Source organism: Mycolicibacterium psychrotolerans (assembly GCF_010729305.1).
Lineage (GTDB): Bacteria > Actinomycetota > Actinomycetes > Mycobacteriales > Mycobacteriaceae > Mycobacterium > Mycobacterium psychrotolerans.
In genome coordinates this window covers 4,435,466-4,453,038 of record NZ_AP022574.1, presented here as the reverse complement: position 1 = coordinate 4,453,038, position 17,573 = coordinate 4,435,466, and the positions used below count along the sequence as shown (strand labels likewise).

Below are 17,573 nucleotides of genomic sequence, written 5' to 3'. Positions count from 1 at the left end.
ACTGACCACGCCTGCGCTCAAGGAGTGGAGCGCGGCGGTGCACGCATTGCTCGACGGCAGGCAGACCGTGCTGCTGCGCAAGGGCGGCATCGGGGAGAAGCGCTTCGAGGTGGCGGCCTCACGCTTCCTGCTGTTCCCGACGGTCGCGCACAGCCACGCCGAACGGGTCCGTCCCGAGCATCGGGACCTCATCGGGCCCGCCGCCGCCGACAGCACCGATGCCGAGATCGTCGTGCGCGCCGGTGCGCGGGTGGTCGACGCCGTCGAGGTGGCCCGTCCGGATAACCTGGAATCGATTGCGCCGCATCATATTTGGACCGATGCATCGGTGCGTGAGGACCGGCTGGACTTCCGTCCGCGGCACCGGCTGACGGTGCTCGTCGTCTCGACGGTCCCGCTGCGCGAGCCGGTCGGGCTCACGCGTACGCCGGAGTACCGGGGCTGCACGAGTTGGGTGACGCTGCCGGTCGCGCCGCAGTGGGGTGCGCCCGTGCACGACGACGCGGTGCTGTCCGAGATCGCCGCACAGGTGCGCCGCTCAGTCGGCTGACGGCGGCTGCGACCCGGCGGGCAGCACCAGTCGCGACTCCTCGCCGAGGGTGATCGTGTGCCGTTGGGTCGCGAATGTCTGCGCGCTCGTGAGGGGTTCACCGGTGCCGAGGTTGCGCACGAACCGAGGATGCGACCCGCCCGCGATGAGCACGCGGATGCGGGAGCCGGCAGGGAACAGGTGGGCGACCGCGTCCAGGTCGACGCGCACCTTGCCCGAGTCCGGGGCCGCCGCGACGTAGCCGTCGCTCACGTTGCGGGACGCGCCGTGCGCGTCGACCTGGCTGATCCGGACGAACAGGTCGTTGTGCGGGTTGGCGCAGACGTGGGCGAGCTCCACGGTCGGCGTCCCGACGACGTACAGGTCGGCGGGCAGCGGATCCCCGGTGAACGTCAGCACGTCGGCACGCCGGGCCAGCGCGGTGTCGTCGCGGTAGCCGCCGACCGGAGAGAGCAGCCGGCCGCCGATGGTGGGCGTCGGATCGCCGGGGTTGTAGACGAACGTCGCGGTGCCGCCGTTCTCCGCGGTGTCGGCCAGTCGGCCGCCGGGGTTGAGATGGAACACGCGCTCGGGCATCGTGGGCGGCCAGCTCGGCAGATCGAGCCAGCCGTCACCCGCGAGATGGATGCGCACCGGCGCTGTCCGCGTCGACGGCGTACCGCCGAGATGCGAGCCCAGCCAGTCCAGGGATTCCCGGATGGCCGTGGGCGCAGCCTTGGTCATCATGTGCGAGTGCGTCCACGGCCCGATCGTCATCGCGACGTCCACGCCGCGCTCGCGCAATCGGCCGTACTGCTCGAGGGTCTGCTCGAGGAACAGGTCCTGCCAGCCGCTGAGCAGCAGCACCGGGATCTCGGTGCGCTCGAGCGCGTCGCGCAGGTGCATCCTCTCCCAGAACGGATCGTCGCCGTGCGGATGCTCGAGCCACGATTCGAACCAGGGGGCCCCTTCGCCGAGCAGTGCGCGGCTGGCCTCGCCCAGCGGCAGACCGTGCGACGCCTCGGTCACCATCCGCTGCGCCCGCAGCTGACGCAGCAGTACGCGGAACCGGCGCGGATCCTCCTGGTTGGCGACCAGGTCGCTCCACCCGAGGAAGTCGTTGAGCCCGAACGAACCATGGCCCCAGCGCGGTCCTCTGACATCGTGCGGGCCGACGGTGATCACCGCGGCCTTGAGCTCCGGCGGGGGGTCGGTGAGAAGCGCCCACTGCGTGAACCCGAGATAAGACAGCCCCACCGTGCCGAACGATCCGGTGAACCAGGGCTGCTCCCGCAGCCAGGCCACGGTGTCGGCGCCGTCGTCGATCTCGTTGACCATCGGGTCGAAGTCGCCGCCGGAGCCGAACGTGCCCCGCACGCTCTGCAGCACCACGTGGTAGCCGCGGGCGGCGTAGACCTCGGCGAACACCGCGGCGAACGGCCAGCGGCGGCCGTAGGGCCCGCGTACCAGCAGGGTGCCCGCCGCGGTGCCGGTCCGGGGTGCGTAGTGGTCGGCGATCAGGTCGACCCCGTCGCGCATCGGCACGCGCAGGCCGCGGTCGACGTCGACCTCGGTGGTCGGCGGGGGTGTGTGCAGGAGGCCCGAGAGCCGGTGCATCAGGAAGTGCTGGACGGTCACGCCTGCGAGGTTAGCGGTCAGTACTTGTAGAACGGGGCGAGCTCATGCGCGCGCTGCAGGTTGGTCTGCATGCAGTCCGGGTCGGGCTCGGAGTAGACCGGCGAGTAGAACAGCGACTGCTGAATGAGGCCGTAGCTGGTCTTGAACGCGATCATGCAGGTGATCCACCAGCGGTTGTTCCAGTCCGTCGGCTTCATGATCCAGTACTGCGCCGCACGGTGGCCGTCGACGTCGAGCTCCACGGCGTCGGGCGGCAGTGTCTGCTCGTAGGTGCGCCACACGAACGCCTCGACCGCCATCTGGTAGTTACCGGCGTCGTAGTGGCACCGCAGGCTGTCCTCCGGGTCGGGCGGTGTGAACGCCAGGCCGATCCGCTGGACCACGTCGAGGGGGATGTCGCGGCACGGATCGAAGGGATCGGGATCGGTGATGTCGAGCACGGGGGACTTGATGGTGGTCATCGGAGCGTCGGTCGACCGGAGCTCGACGGCGCCGGTGCCCAGACGCGCGTCCGGCTGGGCCTGCCACACCACGATCACCGCCGCGACCAGCGCACACAGTGCCGAGAGCAGTCGCACCTTGGCGAACATCGCACCCCTTTGTCCCGGTTCGTCCGTCGCGTCCCTGCCCGGAGTGTAACGGGCGGTGACGCCCCGCACGGCGAGAACTTAGAACCTGTTCTAGTTGCCGGACGGCTTCGCTTCCGTCGCCACCAGTAGGCTGACGGGTTGTGAGTTCCGAGGATCGACGCCCGACGCTGTGGGCGGTCAGCGATCTTCACACCGGGCACACCGGCAACAAGCCGGTCACGGAGTCGCTGCACCCCGCCTCGCCCGACGACTGGCTGATCGTGGCAGGCGACGTCGCCGAGCGCACCGACGAGATCCGCTGGGCGCTCGATGTGCTGCGGAAGCGCTTCGCGAAGGTGATCTGGGTGCCGGGCAACCACGAGTTGTGGACCACCAACCGCGACCCGATGCAGATCTTCGGCAAGGCGCGCTACGACTATCTGGTCAACATGTGCGACGAGATGGGCATCGTCACGCCCGAGCACCCGTTCCCGGTGTGGACCGAGGAGGGTGGGCCGGCGACGATCGTGCCGATGTTCCTGCTCTACGACTATTCGTTCCTGCCCCAGGGCGCGGGAACCAAGGCCGAGGGGCTGGCGATCGCCAAGGATCGCAACATCGTCGGCACCGACGAATACCTGCTGTCCGCCGAGCCGTATGCGACGCGCGACGCCTGGTGTCGCGACCGGGTGGCCTACACCCGCAAGCGGCTCGAAGACCTCGACTGGATGATGCAGACCGTTCAGGTCAACCACTTCCCGATGGTGCGGGAGCCCTGCGACGCGATGTTCTATCCGGAGTTCGCGCTGTGGTGCGGCACCACCGCCACCGCCGACTGGCACACCCGCTACAACGCCCTGTGCTCGGTGTACGGGCATCTGCACATCCCGCGCACCACCTGGTACGACGGGGTGCGCTTCGAAGAGGTGTCGGTCGGCTATCCGCGGGAGTGGCGCCGGCGGCGGCCCTATCGGTGGCTGCGCCAGATCCTGCCCGATCCGCAGTACACCCCGGGATACCTCAACGAGTTCGGCGGCCACTTCCAGATCACCCAGGAGATGCGGGAGCACGCCGAGAAGATGCAGCAGCGGATCAGGGACCGGGCGTGATCGCGGCGACGCTGCTCGCCGGGGTGCTGCCCGGTGAGCTGGGTGCGCTGGCGGCGGCCGAATTGTATTCGGACCCGCGTGAATTGGCGCCGCTGCCCGAAGAGGAGCCGTTGATCGCCAAGTCGGTGCCCAAGCGGCGCAACGAGTTCGTCACCGCGCGGTACTGCGCGCGCCAGGCGCTCGTCGAGCTGGGAGCGGACCCGGTGCCGATCCTCAAGGGGGAGAAGGGCGAACCGTGCTGGCCCGACGGCTTCGTCGGCAGCCTCACCCACTGCGAGGGCTTCCGCGGCGCCGTCGTCGGGCGTCGCGACGAGGTCCGCTCGGTGGGTATCGACGCCGAGCCGCACGGTGTCCTCCCGCAGGGGGTGCTCGACGCCGTCAGCCTGCCCGCCGAACGTGGCGAGCTGCAGGCGCTGCCCGCCGGCGTGCACTGGGACCGGGTCCTGTTCTGCGCCAAGGAGGCGACGTACAAGGCGTGGTTTCCGCTGACCCGGCGGTGGCTGGGGTTCGAGGACGCCCACATCACCTTCGATGTGGACGGCTCCGGCGAGGCGGGCACGTTCACCTCGACGATCCTGATCGACCCGGAGGCCCTGTCGGGACCGCCGCTGACGTCGCTGACCGGGAGGTGGGCCGTCCGCAACGGGATCGCGTTGACCGGGATCGTGTTGTGAGTGCGCCAGGTCTGGTCGTCGTCGACAAGCCGCCGGGGCTGACGAGTCACGACGTGGTGGGCCGGTGCCGGCGGCTGTTCGGCACCCGCAAGGTCGGGCATGCCGGGACGCTGGATCCGATGGCCACCGGTGTCCTGGTGGTCGGCATCGAGCGCGCCACCAAGATCCTCGGCCTGCTGACAGCGGCCGACAAGGGGTACACCGCCACCATCCGGTTGGGCCAGAGCACGTCCACCGAGGACGCCGAAGGTGAACTGCTGCAATCCGTTTCGGCGTCGCATGTGACCGACGGAGAGATCGGTGACGCGGTCGCCGCGCTGCGTGGGGACATCGCTCAGGTGCCGTCGTCGGTGAGCGCGATCAAGGTCGACGGTCAGCGGGCGTACCGGCTGGCCCGTGAGGGCCAGACCGTCGAACTGGCCGCGCGCCCGGTGCGGATCGACCGGTTCGACGTGCTGGCGGTGCGCAGGGGCTCGGATACTGTTGATGTCGATGTGGTGGTGGACTGCTCGAGCGGGACCTACATCCGTGCGCTGGCCCGCGACGTCGGTGCCACGCTGGGCGTGGGTGGACACCTCACCGTGCTGCGGCGTACCCGGGTCGGCCGCTTCGGCCTCGATCAGGCGCGCACGCTCGAGCAACTCGCCGAGGCGCCGACGCTGTCCTACACGCTCGACGAGGCGTGCCTGCAGGCGTTTCCGCGCCGCGACATCACCGACGCCGAGACGGTGGACGCCAGCCACGGCAGGCCGTTGGCGCCGGCGGGGATCGAGGGCCTGTACGCGGCGGTCGCGCCGGACGGCCGGGTGATGGCGCTGCTGGAGGATGCCGGACCACGGACCCGGTCCATGGTGGTGATCCGCCCGGCGACCCTGTGACTCAGGCGTAGAGCGACTCGAACTGTCTGATCGACTTGTCGATGTCACCTTTGACCGCGCGCACGGCCGCGGCTCCGATCGGGCCGAACAACGGGGCCCCGCCCAGATCCATCCGCACCGTGAAGGTGCAGCCCTGCGCGGTGTCGGCCACCGACATCGCGAGCTTGTACCGGGTGCCGCCGACGCCCTCGCCGGTGATCGCCAGCGCGGTTGGCGGGTCGAACTCCCGGATGGTCCACGTCACCCGGTTGCGCATCCCCTTGGCGCCGGCCACCCCGACGATCGTGGTGCCGACGGTGAGTTCGTCGGGCAACTCCGAACGCCAGCCCTGATGCATGGTCATCCAGTCCCCGAGTGAGGACAGGTCGGCCACGTGCTGCCAGGCGTCCCCGGCCGGCATCGGCAGGGAGCGGGACAGTTCCAGCTTCGCCATCAGTGCGTGCTCCTATCCAACGACCCAGATTGCTTCTGCGGCAGGGCTTCCGAGGTCGACGGTGATCTCTTCGGCTCCGCCGGGGCCGGGGCCGCGCACGGCGACGGAGATCATCCCGGCGAAGTCACGGCGGGCCACGACGCGCACGTGCGAGTCCAGGCTGATGCCGACGGTGTCGAAGTACCGCAGCATCTCGGGGTCGGCATCGGAGATCCGCGCGACGGTGCCGGCCTCGCCGTTCTGGCATGCCGAGAGCTGGCGCGCCGGAGGAGTGGGCACCCGCCCGTCGGCGGCGGGGATCGGATCGCCGTGCGGGTCGCGGGTCGGATAGCCGAGCTTGGCGTCGATGCGCATCAGCATCCGGTCGGACACCGCGTGCTCGAGCACCTCGGCCTCGTCGTGCACTTCGTCCCAGCCGTAGCCGAGCTCGCGCACCAGGAACGTCTCCATCAGTCGGTGTCGGCGCACCATCGCCAACGCGGCCCGGCGACCGGCATCGGTGAGGGTCACCGCGCCGTACTTCTCGTGGTCGACCAGGCCCTGGTCTGCCAGCTTGCGGATGGATTCCGACGCGGTGCTCGCCGAGACACCGATCCGTTCGGCGAGCAACTTGGTGCTGACCTTCTCGTGGGACCACTCCTGGGCGGTCCAGATGACCTTGAGGTAGTCCTGCGCCACCGTCGTCAGTTCAACGGGCTTCTGATCAGGACTCACAAGACAAAGAGTTTAGGCAAACATCATCTGATCCGGTGATGCTGCTGGGCCTGCGTTGCCCGTACGTCGTAGGCTGACGGCGTGCAGCGCTGGCGGGGTCAGGACGACATCCCCACCGACTGGGGTCGATGCGTCGTCACTATCGGCGTGTTCGACGGTGTCCACCGCGGACACCAGGAGTTGATCAGCCGTGCGGTCAAGGCCGGCCGCTCCCGCGGCGTGCCCACGGTGCTGATGACGTTCGATCCGCATCCGATGGAGGTCGTCTTCCCGGGTAGTCATCCCGCCCAGCTCACCACGCTGACGCGGCGTGCCGAGCTGGTCGAGGAGATGGGCATCGACGTCTTCCTCGTGGTGCCGTTCACCGCCGACTTCATGAAGCTCACGCCCGAGCGCTACATCCACGAGCTGCTGGTCGAGCGCCTGCACGCGGTCGAGGTGGTGGTCGGGGAGAACTTCACGTTCGGCAAGAAGGCGGCGGGCAACGTCGAGCTGCTGCGTAAGGCCGGCGAGCGCTTCGGTTTCGCGGTCGACTCCCTGAATCTGGTCGCCGAACATCACCGCGACGAGACGGTGACGTTCTCGTCGACCTACATCCGGTCCTGCGTGGACGCCGGTGACATGGTGGCCGCCGCCGAGGCGCTGGGCCGCCCGCACCGGGTCGAAGGCGTCGTGGTCCGCGGTGACGGGCGGGGCCGGGTGCTGGGGTTCCCGACGGCCAACGTCGCCCCGCCGATGTATTCGGCCATCCCCGCCGACGGCGTCTACGCCGCCTGGTTCACCGTGCTCGGGCACGGCCCGGTGGTCGGCACGGTCACTCCGGGGGAGCGCTACCAGGCCGCGGTTTCGGTCGGTACGAACCCGACGTTCTCCGGCCGCACCCGGACCGTGGAGGCGTTCGTCCTGGACACCACCGCCGATCTGTACGGCCAGCACGTCGCCGTCGACTTCGTGGCCCGGTTGCGCGGCCAGGAGAAGTTCGGCTCGGTGGACGACCTGGTGACGGCGATGAGCGCCGACACCGAACGGGCCCGCACCATCCTCTCGGCCCGGTAGCTCGCGATTCGGTTCCTGCCGGTCGCCGCTGCTAAACTCCCCCCTCGACCGGGTGCGTGCTGCAGTTCGCGGTGGCCGTACCCCTGACCTTTCCCCTCGCGGACCGAATCGATGGAGTTGTTTCGTGGCGCTCACTGCCGAACAGAAGAAGGAAATCCTGGGCCAGTACGGCCTGCACGACACCGACACCGGCTCTCCGGAGGCTCAGGTGGCGCTGCTGACCAAGCGGATCTCCGATCTCACCGAGCACCTCAAGCTGCACAAGCACGACCACCACTCGCGTCGTGGTCTGTTGCTGCTGGTCGGCCGTCGCCGCCGGCTGCTCAAGTACGTCGCCCAGGTCGACGTCGCGCGCTACCGCTCGCTGATCGAGCGTCTCGGCCTGCGCCGCTGACACTGCGCCGCTGACCCGGCGCCGGAGTTGCCGGCGCCGGGCTACCGTCGCAGCATGACGACACCCGACTACGCCCTGGGTAGCGACGACGACGAGATCGAGCGGCTGCAGGCTCAGGCCGCGATCATCGCCGAACCGACCGCGGTGCTGTTCCGGCGCGGCGGTGTCGCGCCGGGCATGCGTGTCCTCGACCTCGGCAGCGGTCCCGGCGACGTGTCGTTCCTGGTCGCCGATATCGTCGGGCCCGACGGCCATGTCCTCGGCCTCGAGCGCGATCCCGCCCAGCTCGACGTCGCGGGGCGGCGCCGAGATGCGCTGGGCCTGCGCAACGTCGCGTTCAGTCAGGGTGACGCCAGGACCTTCGTCGCCGACGAGCCGTTCGACGCGGTGGTCTGCCGGCTGCTGTTGATGCACCTGCCGGACGCGGTCGACGTGCTGGCCCACCACCGGCGCAATCTGCGCCCCGGCGGCGTCTTCGTGGCCGTCGACTACGACATGAGCGGTGTGCGGGCTCAGCCGGAGGTGGAACTGTTCACCCGCGTCGGCGCGTGGTTGGACGCCGGTTTCCGACATGTGCAGGCAGATCCGAGCGTCGGGATGCGGTTCCCCGTGCTCTTCGACGAGGCGGGTTTCGACGACGTCGGCACGCTGGGTCTGCAGATGTACTGGCCGCCGAGGGACCGGCAGGCGGCGGGGTACGTCGTCGGGGTGGTCCGCGCTGCGCGACGCCATCGTGGCCTCGGGCGTCGTCACCGAAAGCGAACTGGATCTCGACACCCTCGAACAACGCCTCGGCGAGGCGGTGAGCGCCGCCGGCGCCGTGTGGACCACGCCGACGATCGTGGGGGGCTGGGGCCGGCGGCACTGAGCCTGCCGTTTTCCGTCGGGCACCGGCCGCAGAGTACGATGGCCTGGTTCGGCTGCCGATTCGGTCCGCCGGACGACTTGGGTGCGGCCATCGCAGACCCGCGAGCGCCGTTCCCGCGCGTCATATCGCCGACCCGCTTGATCGCGCGGTCTTCGGTAGTGGCTGCCGGAACGAAAGCCGGCAGCTTCGATCGATGGCCGTCGCCGCATCAGGCCCGGGGTTTGCACGCTGTGACGACGCGAAACAGCTGATTGACCCAGAGAGGCCGTACGGACGTCTATGTCTGTAGTTGAAATTGAGGACGGCGTGTTCGAATCCACCGCCGTGATCGACAACGGGAGCTTCGGCACCCGCACCATTCGTTTCGAGACCGGCCGGCTGGCCAAGCAGGCCGCCGGCGCCGTCGTCGCCTACCTCGACGACGAGACCATGCTGCTGAGCGCGACCACCGCCAGCAAGACCCCCAAGGACCACTTCGACTTCTTCCCGCTGACGATCGATGTCGAGGAGCGGATGTACGCCGCGGGCCGGATTCCCGGCTCGTTCTTCCGCCGCGAGGGACGTCCGTCCACCGACGCGATCCTGACCTGCCGGCTGATCGACCGGCCGCTGCGTCCGACGTTCATCTCGGGTCTGCGCAACGAGATCCAGGTCGTCGTCACGATCCTGAGCCTGGACCCCCAGGACCTGTACGACGTGCTGGCGATCAACGCGGCGTCGGCGTCCACGCAGATCTCCGGTATCCCGTTCTCGGGTCCGGTCGGCGGTGTGCGCGTCGCGCTCATCGACGGCCAGTGGGTCGCGTTCCCGACTGTCGAGCAGCTCGAGAACGCCGTGTTCGACATGGTGGTCGCGGGTCGTAAGACCGACGATGACGTGGCGATCATGATGGTCGAGGCCGAGGCCACCGACAAGGTCATCGAGCTGGTCGCCGGTGGCGCGGGAGCGCCGACCGAGGCCGTCGTGGCCGAGGGGCTGGAGGCCGCCAAGCCGTTCATCGCCGCACTGTGCGATGCGCAGCAGGAGCTGGCAGGCCGTGCCGCCAAGCCGACCGCCGACTACCCGGTGTTCCCCGACTACGGCGACGACGTCTACTACTCCGTGGCCTCGGTGGCCACCGACGCGCTGTCCGAGGCGCTGACGATCGCGGGCAAGGAAGAGCGCAACGACCGCACCGACGAGATCAAGGTCGAGGTCCTCGAGCGGCTGTCCGAGCAGTACGCCGGGCGCGAGAAGGAAATCGGCGCCGCGTACCGCTCACTGACCAAAAAGCTTGTGCGCCAGCGCATCCTGACCGACCACTTCCGCATCGACGGCCGCGGTGTCACCGACATCCGCGCATTGTCCGCCGAGGTCGCCGTGATCCCGCGGGCACACGGCAGCGCGCTGTTCGAGCGCGGCGAGACCCAGATCATGGGTGTCACCACCCTCGACATGGTCAAGATGGCCCAGCAGATCGACTCGCTGGGACCCGAGACCAGCAAGCGCTACATGCACCACTACAACTTCCCGCCGTATTCGACCGGTGAGACCGGCCGCGTCGGTTCGCCCAAGCGCCGCGAGATCGGCCACGGCGCGTTGGCGGAGCGCGCGTTGATGCCGGTGCTGCCGAGCGTCGAGGAGTTCCCCTACGCCATCCGCCAGGTCTCCGAGGCGCTGAGCTCCAACGGCTCGACGTCCATGGGTTCGGTGTGTGCGTCGACGCTGTCGCTGCTCAATGCCGGTGTGCCGCTGAAGGCCCCGGTGGCGGGTATCGCGATGGGTCTGGTGTCCGACGACGTCGAGGTGGATGGGAAGACCGAGCGTCGCTTCGTCACCCTGACCGACATCCTCGGCGCCGAGGATGCCTTCGGCGACATGGACTTCAAGTGCGCGGGCACCAAGGACTTCGTCACCGCGCTGCAGCTCGACACCAAGCTCGACGGCATTCCGTCGCAGGTGCTGGCCGGTGCGCTGGCGCAGGCCAAGGACGCTCGCATCACGATCCTCGAGGTGATGGCCGAGGCCATCGACGCCCCCGACGAGATGAGCCCGTACGCCCCGCGGATCACCACGATCAAGGTGCCGGTCGACAAGATCGGCGAGGTCATCGGGCCCAAGGGCAAGATGATCAACTCGATCACCGAGGAGACCGGTGCCTCGATCTCGATCGAGGACGACGGCACGGTGTTCGTCGGTGCGTCCAACGGCGAGGCGGCTCAGGCGGCGATCGACAAGATCAACGCGATCGCCAACCCGCAGTTGCCCAAGATCGGTGAGCGGTTCCTCGGAACGGTGGTGAAGACCACCGACTTCGGAGCTTTCGTCTCCTTGCTGCCGGGTCGTGACGGCCTGGTGCACATCAGCAAGCTGGGCCGCGGCAAGCGGATCAACAAGGTCGAGGACGTGGTGAAGGTCGGCGACAAGCTCCGCGTGGAGATCGCCGACATCGACAACCGCGGCAAGATCTCGCTGGTCCTGGTCGCTGAGGACAGCGAGGACAAGACCACCGAAGCAGCCGGTACAGAGGCACCCGCACCCGCTGATGCCGCGACCGCCAGCAGCTGACGCGGCGGCGCTGCGCCGGGTGCGCGGTGACGGCGGGACGGTCGACAAGTCCACGGCCATCCGCCGTACGGATCTGCCCGGTGGCCTGCGCGTGGTCACCGAGCACATCCCGCACGTGCACTCGGCGTCGGTCGGGGTGTGGGTCAACGTCGGATCCCGCGACGAGGGCCGCAGTGTGGCCGGCGCCGCGCACTTCCTCGAGCACCTGCTGTTCAAGGCGACGCCGACCCGCACCGCGGTACAGATCGCCCAGGCGGTAGACGCCGTCGGCGGTGAGCTGAACGCGTTCACCTCGCGGGAGCACACGTGCTACTACGCGCACGTGCTCGACTCCGATCTGGCGCTCGCGGTGGATCTGGTGGCCGACGTGGTGCTGCGGGGCCAGTGCTTCGCCGACGACGTCGAGATCGAGCGCGACGTGGTGCTCGAGGAGATCGCGATGCGCGACGACGACCCCGAGGACACCCTGGGCGACGTCTTCCTCTCGGCGATGTTCGGCGACCACCCGGTGGGCCGGCCGGTGATCGGCAGCGTCGACTCCATCTCGGCGATGACGCGCACCCAACTGCACTCGTTCCACCTGCGCCGCTACACCCCCGACCGGATGGTGGTGGCGGTGGCGGGCAACATCGACCATCGCGAGGTCGTCGCACTGGTCCGAGAGCATTTCGGCGACCGGCTGGTGCGCGGTCGCTCGCCGGTGCCGCCCCGCAAGGGTGCCGGCCGGGTGCCCGGCCGCCCGACGTTGCAGCTGGTGAAGAGGGACGCCGAGCAGACCCACCTGTCGATGGGTGTGCGCACCCCTGGCCGGCACTGGGAGCAGCGCTGGGCGTTGTCGGTGCTGAACACCGCCCTCGGCGGTGGGCTGAGTTCACGTCTGTTCCAACAGATCCGGGAGACGCGCGGCCTGGCGTACTCGGTGTACTCGACGGTGGACACCTTCGCCGACAGCGGTGCGCTGTCGATCTATGCGGGGTGCCTGCCGGAGCGCTTCGACGAGGTGGTCCGCGTGACCACCGACGTGCTGGCGGAGGTGGCGCGCGACGGCCTCACCGAGGAGGAATGCCGGATCGCGAAGGGCTCGTTGCGCGGCGGTCTGGTGCTGGGCCTGGAGGATTCGGCGTCGCGGATGAATCGGCTGGGCCGCAGCGAACTGAACTACGGCAAGCACCGCACCATCGCCGAGACGCTGACCCGCATCGACGAGGTCACTCTCGAAGACGTCAATGCCGTTGCGCGGCAACTGCTGACCCGCCCGTTCGGAGCGGCGGTCCTCGGCCCGGTGCGCAACCGGCGGTCACTGCCGCGGCCCCTGCAGACCATCGCAGGATGATCTCGCGGCGCGGTCTGCTGCTCGGGGGACTCTCGCTGGCGGCGGTCGCCGGGTGTGCGGCATCCCCGCAGGCGCCGAGGTCGTCGGATCCGGCCGAACCGCTGCCTCCGGTCGGGGACCGGATCGACGCGCTGCGGCGCCGCCACAACGCCGAGATCGGGCTCTATGCAACCGATCTCGAGTCCGGTCGGGAGATCGCCGTTCGCGACGGCGACAGCTACGCCCTGTGCTCGACGTTCAAGGCGTATGCGTCGGCGGCGATCCTGCAGCGCGCGCAGCAGGGACGGCTTGGCCTGACCGGCACGGTGCGGGTGGACCGGGCCGACATCCAACCGCACTCGCCGGTGACCGAACTGCGGGTGGGGACCACGATGACGCTGGCCGAACTGTGCCAGGCGGCGCTGCAGCAGAGCGACAACGCCGCCGGGAACCTGTTGCTGCGGACGCTGGGCGGGCCGCCCGCGATCACCGAGTTCGCCCGCGGTGCCGGCGACGACCGTTCGCGACTGGACCGGTGGGAGACCGCGCTGAACTCCGCGGTGCCCGGCGATCCACGCGACACCGGCACGCCGCGGGCGCTGGGCACCGGCTTCCGCGCGGTGCTGACCGGCGACGTGCTGGATCCGGCGCACCGGCAGCAACTCGAGGACTGGATGCGGGCCAACGAGACGTCGAGCATGCGCGCGGGTCTGCCGGCTGGATGGAGCACCGCCGACAAGACCGGCAGCGGGGGATACGGCACCACCAACGACGTCGGCATCGCCTACGGGCCGCAGGGGCAGCGGTGGCTGCTGTCGATCATGACCCGCGCGGCGGGCGACGATGCCGACGCGCCGAACCTGCGCCCGCTGATCGGCGAGATCGCCTCTGTGGTGGTCGCCGAGCTACACCAGCCGCAGTGACGAATCGCGGTGTAGCACGAAGAAATACGGCGCCCTGATCCCGCGAAGGTCCATCGCGCCCAGGACGGCCTCGTCGTCGAGACGGCGGAACACGTCGTTGATGGGCAACTGGTCGTAGATCATCGTCGCGGTGTCGACGCCGCGGTAGCGCGTCGTGCGCAGCCGCGCCTTGGGGCCCCGGGCCGCCAGCACGGGCTTGAGCGCGGTGATGACGCCGGAGAGGTTGCGGTTCTTGAGCGCCGGGATCTTCGTCGCGATGCCGAGGCCGGCGAATGCGGGGAGCGGGTTGAGCGGCCAGAGGCCGGCGCCGTCGCGGGTGGGGAACAGCAGCGGGTGCACGGTCTCGCTGTCGGTGTAGCGCTTGCCCCACCAGCCGCTCGCCTCGAGCATGCCGTCGAGGGGGTGGCCGGTGGGCACCTCGGCGCCGTGCCAGGTGCCGAGCATGAACTCGGTCTCGACGGCAGGGAGCGAGTCGAACAACGCCAGGGCGTCCGCCGTGGTCGTCGGGGCGGTCGGGAGCACATCGGTCAGCACGGACATGGCCGCAAGTCTACTTGACACCCGTCAATTGAGGCAGACTGCAGGTATGCACCCCGTCGAACCCTGCCCGTGCGACAGCGCTGAGTCCGCGGCACGATGCTGCCTGCCCTTGCTGTGGGGAGAACGGCACGCGGGCACGGCCGAGGAACTGATGCGCTCGCGCTACAGCGCCTTCGCGCTCGGCGACGCCGACTACCTCTGGCGTACCTGGCACCCGCGGACCCGCCCCGAGCGGGTGACGATCGACCCGGCGGTGGTGTGGACCGGCCTGAAGATCATCGAGGCGGCCGGCGACGAGGTGGAGTTCCAGGCGTCCTACGAAGATGAAGGCCAACGAACCGGGACGCTGCATGAGCGGTCCCGGTTCGCTGTGAGAGCCCGTCGCTGGTTCTACGTCGACGGGGATGTGCTCTGAGTGGATCTCAGCCGAGCAGGTCGGCCGGATCGGTGAACGGCAGGTTCAGATCGGTGGCCACCTGCTCGGACAGCAGCGCGCCCTCGTGCGTCGACAGGCCCTTGGCCAGCGCGCCGTCGCCGCGGCACGCTTCCTGCCAACCCTTGTCGGCGAGCTTGAGCACGTAGGGCATGGTGGCGTTGGTGAGCGCGTAGGTCGAGGTGCGCGGCACAGCGCCGGGCATGTTGGCCACGCAGTAGAACACCGTGTCGTGCACCGCGAAGGTGGGATCGTCGTGCGTGGTCGGGCGCGAATCCTCGAAGCAGCCGCCCTGATCGATCGCGATGTCGACCAGCACCGCACCCGACTTCATCGCCGCGACAGTCGAATTCGTGACCAGCTTCGGCGCCTTCGCGCCGGGGATCAGCACGGCGCCGATCACCAGGTCGGCCTCCTTGACCGCGGTCTCCAGGTCGAGTCGCGACGAGTACCGCGTCTCGATGGCCCCGCCGTACTCGGCGTCGATCTTGCGCAGGATGTTGATGTTCAGGTCGAACACGGTGACGTGCGCGCCCATGCCCCACGCGACGGCAGCGGCGTTGTCGCCGGCCATCCCGCCGCCGATCACCACGACCTTGGCCGGGGCCACACCGGGCACGCCGCCCATCAGAACGCCGCGACCACCCTGGGTGCGCATCAGGTGGTAGGCGCCGACCTGGGCCGACAGCCGGCCGGCGACCTCGCTCATCGGGGCGAGCAGGGGCAGCGCGCCGTCAGCGGTCTGGACGGTCTCGTAAGCGATGGACGTCGTGCCGGAGGTGAGCAGCGCATCGGTGCACGGCTTGGAGGCGGCGAGGTGCAGATAGGTGAACAGGGTCTGCCCCGAGCGCATTTTGGTGTACTCCGGCTCGATCGGCTCCTTGACCTTGAGCAGCAGTTCGGCCTCCGCCCACACCTTGTCGGCGGTGTCCACGATCTGCGCGCCGGCACCCTTGAAGTCAGTGTCGGTGATCGCCGAACCGTCGCCGGCCCCGGCCTGGATCAGCACCTCGTGGCCGCGGTGCACCAACTCGGCCACGCCGGCGGGTGTGATCGCGACGCGGTACTCGTTGTTCTTGATCTCGGTCGGGACACCGACACGCATTGTTGCTCCTCAAATCGTCGAAAGGGTTACGACGATTGTGAAGAACTATCGGTGAATGCACAATAATTATGACGATAATTCGTTAGACTGGCCTCGTGTCAGAGCAATCGTCGGAACGATCCGGCCAGCGAAACGCAGGGCCGAAGGATGTTCGAGCGGCCATCGACGACGTCGACCGGCGCATCCTCACGGCCCTGCACGACGACGCCCGGATGCCGAACAGCGCGCTGGCCGACCTCGTCGGCATCGCGGCGTCGACGTGCCACGGGAGGGTGCGCCGGCTGCAGGAGCTGGGCGTGATCCGGGGGTTCTACGCCGACATCGATCCCGCGGCGATCGGGCTGACGCTGCAGGCGATGATCTCGGTCAGCCTGCAGGCCAACGCGCGCGGCAAGATCCGCAACTTCATCGGCCACATCCGGAGCAAGCCGCAGGTGATGGACGTGTACTTCCTCGCCGGTGCCGACGACTTCCTGCTGCACGTCGCCGCACGCGACACCGACGACCTTCGCTCGTTCGTCGTGGAGAACCTCAACGCCGACGCCGACGTCGCCGGCACGCAGACGTCGTTGATCTTCGAGCATCTGCGCGGCGCGTCCCCGCTGTGAACGTCAGCCCGCGACGAAGGCGCGAAGCCAGGCGAACCAATCGGCCATGCCCTCGCCGGTCTTGGCGCTGACCGGCAGGACGACAGCACCCGGGTTCACCTGCCTGATCCGCTCCGTGTACGTCGCGACGTCGGCATCCAGGTAGGGGGCCAGGTCGATCTTGTTGAGCAGCACCACATCCACGGCACGGAACATCACCGGATACTTCAGCGGCTTGTCCTCGCCCTCGGTCAGCGAGTAGACCATCACCTTGGCGTGCTCACCCACGTCGAATTCCGCGGGACACACCAGGTTCCCGACGTTCTCGATGATCACCAGGTCCAGACCGGGCAAGTCCAACCCGGCCAGCGCGCGGCTCACCATCGGCGCGTCGAGGTGGCACTCGCCGCCGAAACCGTTGTCTGTGTTCAGAAGTGAGATCTGCGCGCCCCGGCCGGACAGTCGAGCGGCGTCCAGGTCGGTGGCGATGTCGCCCTCGACGATGCCGACGTCCACGTCGCCCGCAAGCTCGTCCAGCGTGGCGGCCAGCACGGCGGTCTTACCCGAGCCGGGCGAGCTCATCATGTTCAGTGCACGGATTCCATTGCGGGCGAACGCGTCCCGATTCTCCGCGGCGCGGACGTCGTTCTCGGAGAAGATCGCTTCGAGGACGTCGACGCGCTGGGTCGCGGTCTGGTAGCCGCTGTGGTCGCCGTGCGCGTCGTCGTGGTCGTGATCGTGGTCGTGGCTGTGCACGGTGCCGTCGTCGTGGCGGTGGAACCTACCCATGGGAGGCCTCGGCCGCTTCGTCCGACCGGATGTCGATCGACGTCACCAGGAACTCCTCGCCCCGCACCACCGCGACGTCGCCGCTGTCGCAGGCCGGGCAGCGCACCGACCACCGTGACTCGATCTCCGACTCCCGGCCGCACGCTCGGCAGCACACCGCGGCGGGTACCTGCTCCAGCTCCAGGGCGGCCTCAGCCAGACCCTCGTGTTCGGCCGCGATCGTCCAGCAGAACATCAGCGATTCGGCGACCACCTGCCGCAGCGCTCCGACGCGCACCCGCACCACCTCGACCGGGCGGCCGTCGGCGTGGGTGCGCACCACACCGGCGATGGCGTGACACAGCGACAACTCGTGCACAGGCGCCAGCGTAATCCCGACGGGGCGTCGGAAATGCGCAGAAGTCTGTGCGAGATTTCGATAGTTGGCATCGTCGCGCGCAGATAGATTGGCAATACTGACGGTTCGAGGAGTCCG

20 protein-coding genes are annotated in these 17,573 nt (G+C 69.0%); 12 read left to right on the top strand and 8 right to left on the bottom strand.

What is annotated here, in order from left to right; all coding sequences use genetic code 11:
• Position 1: 1 nt before the first annotated feature.
• A complete protein-coding gene (locus G6N45_RS21685; RefSeq protein WP_246229158.1) occupies positions 2-550 on the top strand; it encodes a DUF1802 family protein in 549 nt (182 codons plus the stop codon).
• Here G6N45_RS21685 and G6N45_RS21680 read toward each other — a convergent pair.
• Both G6N45_RS21680 and G6N45_RS21675 read right to left on the bottom strand, forming a co-directional pair.
• Positions 539-2,146, bottom strand: coding sequence for a CocE/NonD family hydrolase (locus tag G6N45_RS21680; protein WP_163728846.1), 1,608 nt, complete (start codon positions 2,144-2,146; stop codon positions 539-541). The genes G6N45_RS21685 and G6N45_RS21680 overlap by 12 nt on opposite strands.
• A gap of 38 nt (positions 2,147-2,184) precedes the next feature.
• The gene (locus G6N45_RS21675) at positions 2,185-2,757 is read right to left on the bottom strand and encodes a DUF3558 domain-containing protein (protein WP_163724519.1); all 573 of its coding nucleotides are present in this window, start codon (positions 2,755-2,757) and stop codon (positions 2,185-2,187) included.
• Between the two features lie 140 nt (positions 2,758-2,897).
• Between G6N45_RS21675 and G6N45_RS21670 the strand changes: the two genes are divergently transcribed.
• Genes G6N45_RS21670 through truB form a run of 3 tightly spaced genes read left to right on the top strand, consistent with a single transcriptional unit; the run spans position 2,898 to position 5,397 of the window.
• On the top strand, positions 2,898-3,845 hold the full coding sequence (locus G6N45_RS21670; RefSeq protein ID WP_163724516.1) for an ACP phosphodiesterase PptH: 948 nt from the start codon (positions 2,898-2,900) through the stop codon (positions 3,843-3,845).
• The gene (gene pptT / locus G6N45_RS21665; protein WP_163724513.1) at positions 3,842-4,519 is read left to right on the top strand and encodes a 4'-phosphopantetheinyl transferase PptT; all 678 of its coding nucleotides are present in this window, start codon (positions 3,842-3,844) and stop codon (positions 4,517-4,519) included. The genes G6N45_RS21670 and pptT overlap by 4 nt, the downstream gene beginning before the upstream one ends.
• Positions 4,516-5,397 carry a tRNA pseudouridine(55) synthase TruB gene (truB, locus tag G6N45_RS21660; protein WP_163724510.1) on the top strand — a complete coding sequence of 294 codons (882 nt, stop codon included), beginning with the start codon at positions 4,516-4,518 and terminating at the stop codon, positions 5,395-5,397. The genes pptT and truB overlap by 4 nt, the downstream gene beginning before the upstream one ends.
• A 1-nt stretch (position 5,398) precedes the next feature.
• Here the strand turns inward: truB and G6N45_RS21655 are convergent, their stop codons facing one another.
• Both G6N45_RS21655 and mntR read right to left on the bottom strand, forming a co-directional pair.
• On the bottom strand, positions 5,399-5,830 hold the full coding sequence (locus G6N45_RS21655; protein WP_163724506.1) for a type II toxin-antitoxin system Rv0910 family toxin: 432 nt from the start codon (positions 5,828-5,830) through the stop codon (positions 5,399-5,401).
• 12 nt (positions 5,831-5,842) lie between these two features.
• Positions 5,843-6,544 carry a manganese-binding transcriptional regulator MntR gene (gene mntR / locus G6N45_RS21650; protein ID WP_057147383.1) on the bottom strand — a complete coding sequence of 234 codons (702 nt, stop codon included), beginning with the start codon at positions 6,542-6,544 and terminating at the stop codon, positions 5,843-5,845.
• Positions 6,545-6,625: 81 nt separating this feature from the next.
• On the opposite strand from mntR, the gene G6N45_RS21645 reads away from it, so the two are divergent.
• From G6N45_RS21645 to bla, 6 genes are all read left to right on the top strand, one after another.
• Positions 6,626-7,600 (top strand): bifunctional riboflavin kinase/FAD synthetase, encoded by a 975-nt coding sequence (locus G6N45_RS21645; RefSeq protein WP_163724503.1) that lies wholly within the window; start codon positions 6,626-6,628, stop codon positions 7,598-7,600.
• 124 nt (positions 7,601-7,724) lie between these two features.
• A complete protein-coding gene (gene rpsO, locus G6N45_RS21640) occupies positions 7,725-7,994 on the top strand; it encodes a 30S ribosomal protein S15 (RefSeq protein ID WP_057147381.1) in 270 nt (89 codons plus the stop codon).
• Between the two features lie 54 nt (positions 7,995-8,048).
• On the top strand, positions 8,049-9,113 hold the full coding sequence (locus G6N45_RS21635; protein ID WP_163724500.1) for a class I SAM-dependent methyltransferase: 1,065 nt from the start codon (positions 8,049-8,051) through the stop codon (positions 9,111-9,113).
• Positions 9,114-9,141: 28 nt separating this feature from the next.
• Positions 9,142-11,409, top strand: a complete 2,268-nt coding sequence (locus G6N45_RS21630; protein WP_163724497.1) for a polyribonucleotide nucleotidyltransferase — start codon at positions 9,142-9,144, stop codon at positions 11,407-11,409.
• Complete coding sequence (locus G6N45_RS21625; RefSeq protein WP_246228756.1) at positions 11,387-12,742, top strand: M16 family metallopeptidase; 1,356 nt, start codon at positions 11,387-11,389, stop codon at positions 12,740-12,742. Before G6N45_RS21630 ends, G6N45_RS21625 begins: the two co-directional genes overlap by 23 nt.
• The gene (gene bla, locus G6N45_RS21620; protein WP_163724494.1) at positions 12,739-13,644 is read left to right on the top strand and encodes a class A beta-lactamase; all 906 of its coding nucleotides are present in this window, start codon (positions 12,739-12,741) and stop codon (positions 13,642-13,644) included. Before G6N45_RS21625 ends, bla begins: the two co-directional genes overlap by 4 nt.
• Here bla and G6N45_RS21615 read toward each other — a convergent pair.
• A complete protein-coding gene (locus tag G6N45_RS21615; RefSeq protein ID WP_163724491.1) occupies positions 13,627-14,184 on the bottom strand; it encodes a DUF4334 domain-containing protein in 558 nt (185 codons plus the stop codon). The genes bla and G6N45_RS21615 overlap by 18 nt on opposite strands.
• Before the next feature lie 46 nt (positions 14,185-14,230).
• Between G6N45_RS21615 and G6N45_RS21610 the strand changes: the two genes are divergently transcribed.
• Positions 14,231-14,599 (top strand): YchJ family protein, encoded by a 369-nt coding sequence (locus G6N45_RS21610; protein ID WP_163724486.1) that lies wholly within the window; start codon positions 14,231-14,233, stop codon positions 14,597-14,599.
• Positions 14,600-14,606: 7 nt separating this feature from the next.
• On the opposite strand, the gene ald is transcribed toward G6N45_RS21610, so the two are convergent.
• A complete protein-coding gene (ald, locus tag G6N45_RS21605) occupies positions 14,607-15,722 on the bottom strand; it encodes an alanine dehydrogenase (RefSeq protein WP_163724483.1) in 1,116 nt (371 codons plus the stop codon).
• 95 nt (positions 15,723-15,817) lie between these two features.
• Here ald and G6N45_RS21600 point away from each other — a divergent pair, with 95 nt between their 5' ends.
• Positions 15,818-16,330 carry an HTH-type transcriptional regulator AldR gene (locus tag G6N45_RS21600; protein WP_163724480.1) on the top strand — a complete coding sequence of 171 codons (513 nt, stop codon included), beginning with the start codon at positions 15,818-15,820 and terminating at the stop codon, positions 16,328-16,330.
• 3 nt (positions 16,331-16,333) lie between these two features.
• Here the strand turns inward: G6N45_RS21600 and hypB are convergent, their stop codons facing one another.
• Both hypB and G6N45_RS21590 read right to left on the bottom strand, forming a co-directional pair.
• Positions 16,334-17,098, bottom strand: a complete 765-nt coding sequence (hypB, locus tag G6N45_RS21595) for a hydrogenase nickel incorporation protein HypB (RefSeq protein ID WP_163724477.1) — start codon at positions 17,096-17,098, stop codon at positions 16,334-16,336.
• Positions 17,091-17,456, bottom strand: a complete 366-nt coding sequence (locus tag G6N45_RS21590; protein ID WP_163724474.1) for a hydrogenase maturation nickel metallochaperone HypA — start codon at positions 17,454-17,456, stop codon at positions 17,091-17,093. Before G6N45_RS21590 ends, hypB begins: the two co-directional genes overlap by 8 nt.
• Positions 17,457-17,573 lie beyond the last annotated feature (117 nt).

What these genes read in the sequence shown, in the direction of transcription:
- G6N45_RS21630 (WP_163724497.1), top strand. Translation starts at nt 9,142, where the DNA reads ATGTCTGTAGTTGAAATTGAGGACGGCGTGTTCGAATCCACCGCCGTG.
- G6N45_RS21610 (WP_163724486.1), top strand. Translation starts at nt 14,231, where the DNA reads ATGCACCCCGTCGAACCCTGCCCGTGCGACAGCGCTGAGTCCGCGGCA.
- ald (WP_163724483.1), bottom strand. Translation starts at nt 15,722, where the DNA reads ATGCGTGTCGGTGTCCCGACCGAGATCAAGAACAACGAGTACCGCGTC.
- G6N45_RS21680 (WP_163728846.1), bottom strand. Translation starts at nt 2,146, where the DNA reads ATGCACCGGCTCTCGGGCCTCCTGCACACACCCCCGCCGACCACCGAG.
- hypB (WP_163724477.1), bottom strand. Translation starts at nt 17,098, where the DNA reads ATGGGTAGGTTCCACCGCCACGACGACGGCACCGTGCACAGCCACGAC.
- G6N45_RS21625 (WP_246228756.1), top strand. Translation starts at nt 11,387, where the DNA reads ATGCCGCGACCGCCAGCAGCTGACGCGGCGGCGCTGCGCCGGGTGCGC.
- G6N45_RS21655 (WP_163724506.1), bottom strand. Translation starts at nt 5,830, where the DNA reads ATGGCGAAGCTGGAACTGTCCCGCTCCCTGCCGATGCCGGCCGGGGAC.
- G6N45_RS21615 (WP_163724491.1), bottom strand. Translation starts at nt 14,184, where the DNA reads ATGTCCGTGCTGACCGATGTGCTCCCGACCGCCCCGACGACCACGGCG.
- bla (WP_163724494.1), top strand. Translation starts at nt 12,739, where the DNA reads ATGATCTCGCGGCGCGGTCTGCTGCTCGGGGGACTCTCGCTGGCGGCG.
- G6N45_RS21635 (WP_163724500.1), top strand. Translation starts at nt 8,049, where the DNA reads ATGACGACACCCGACTACGCCCTGGGTAGCGACGACGACGAGATCGAG.
- G6N45_RS21675 (WP_163724519.1), bottom strand. Translation starts at nt 2,757, where the DNA reads ATGTTCGCCAAGGTGCGACTGCTCTCGGCACTGTGTGCGCTGGTCGCG.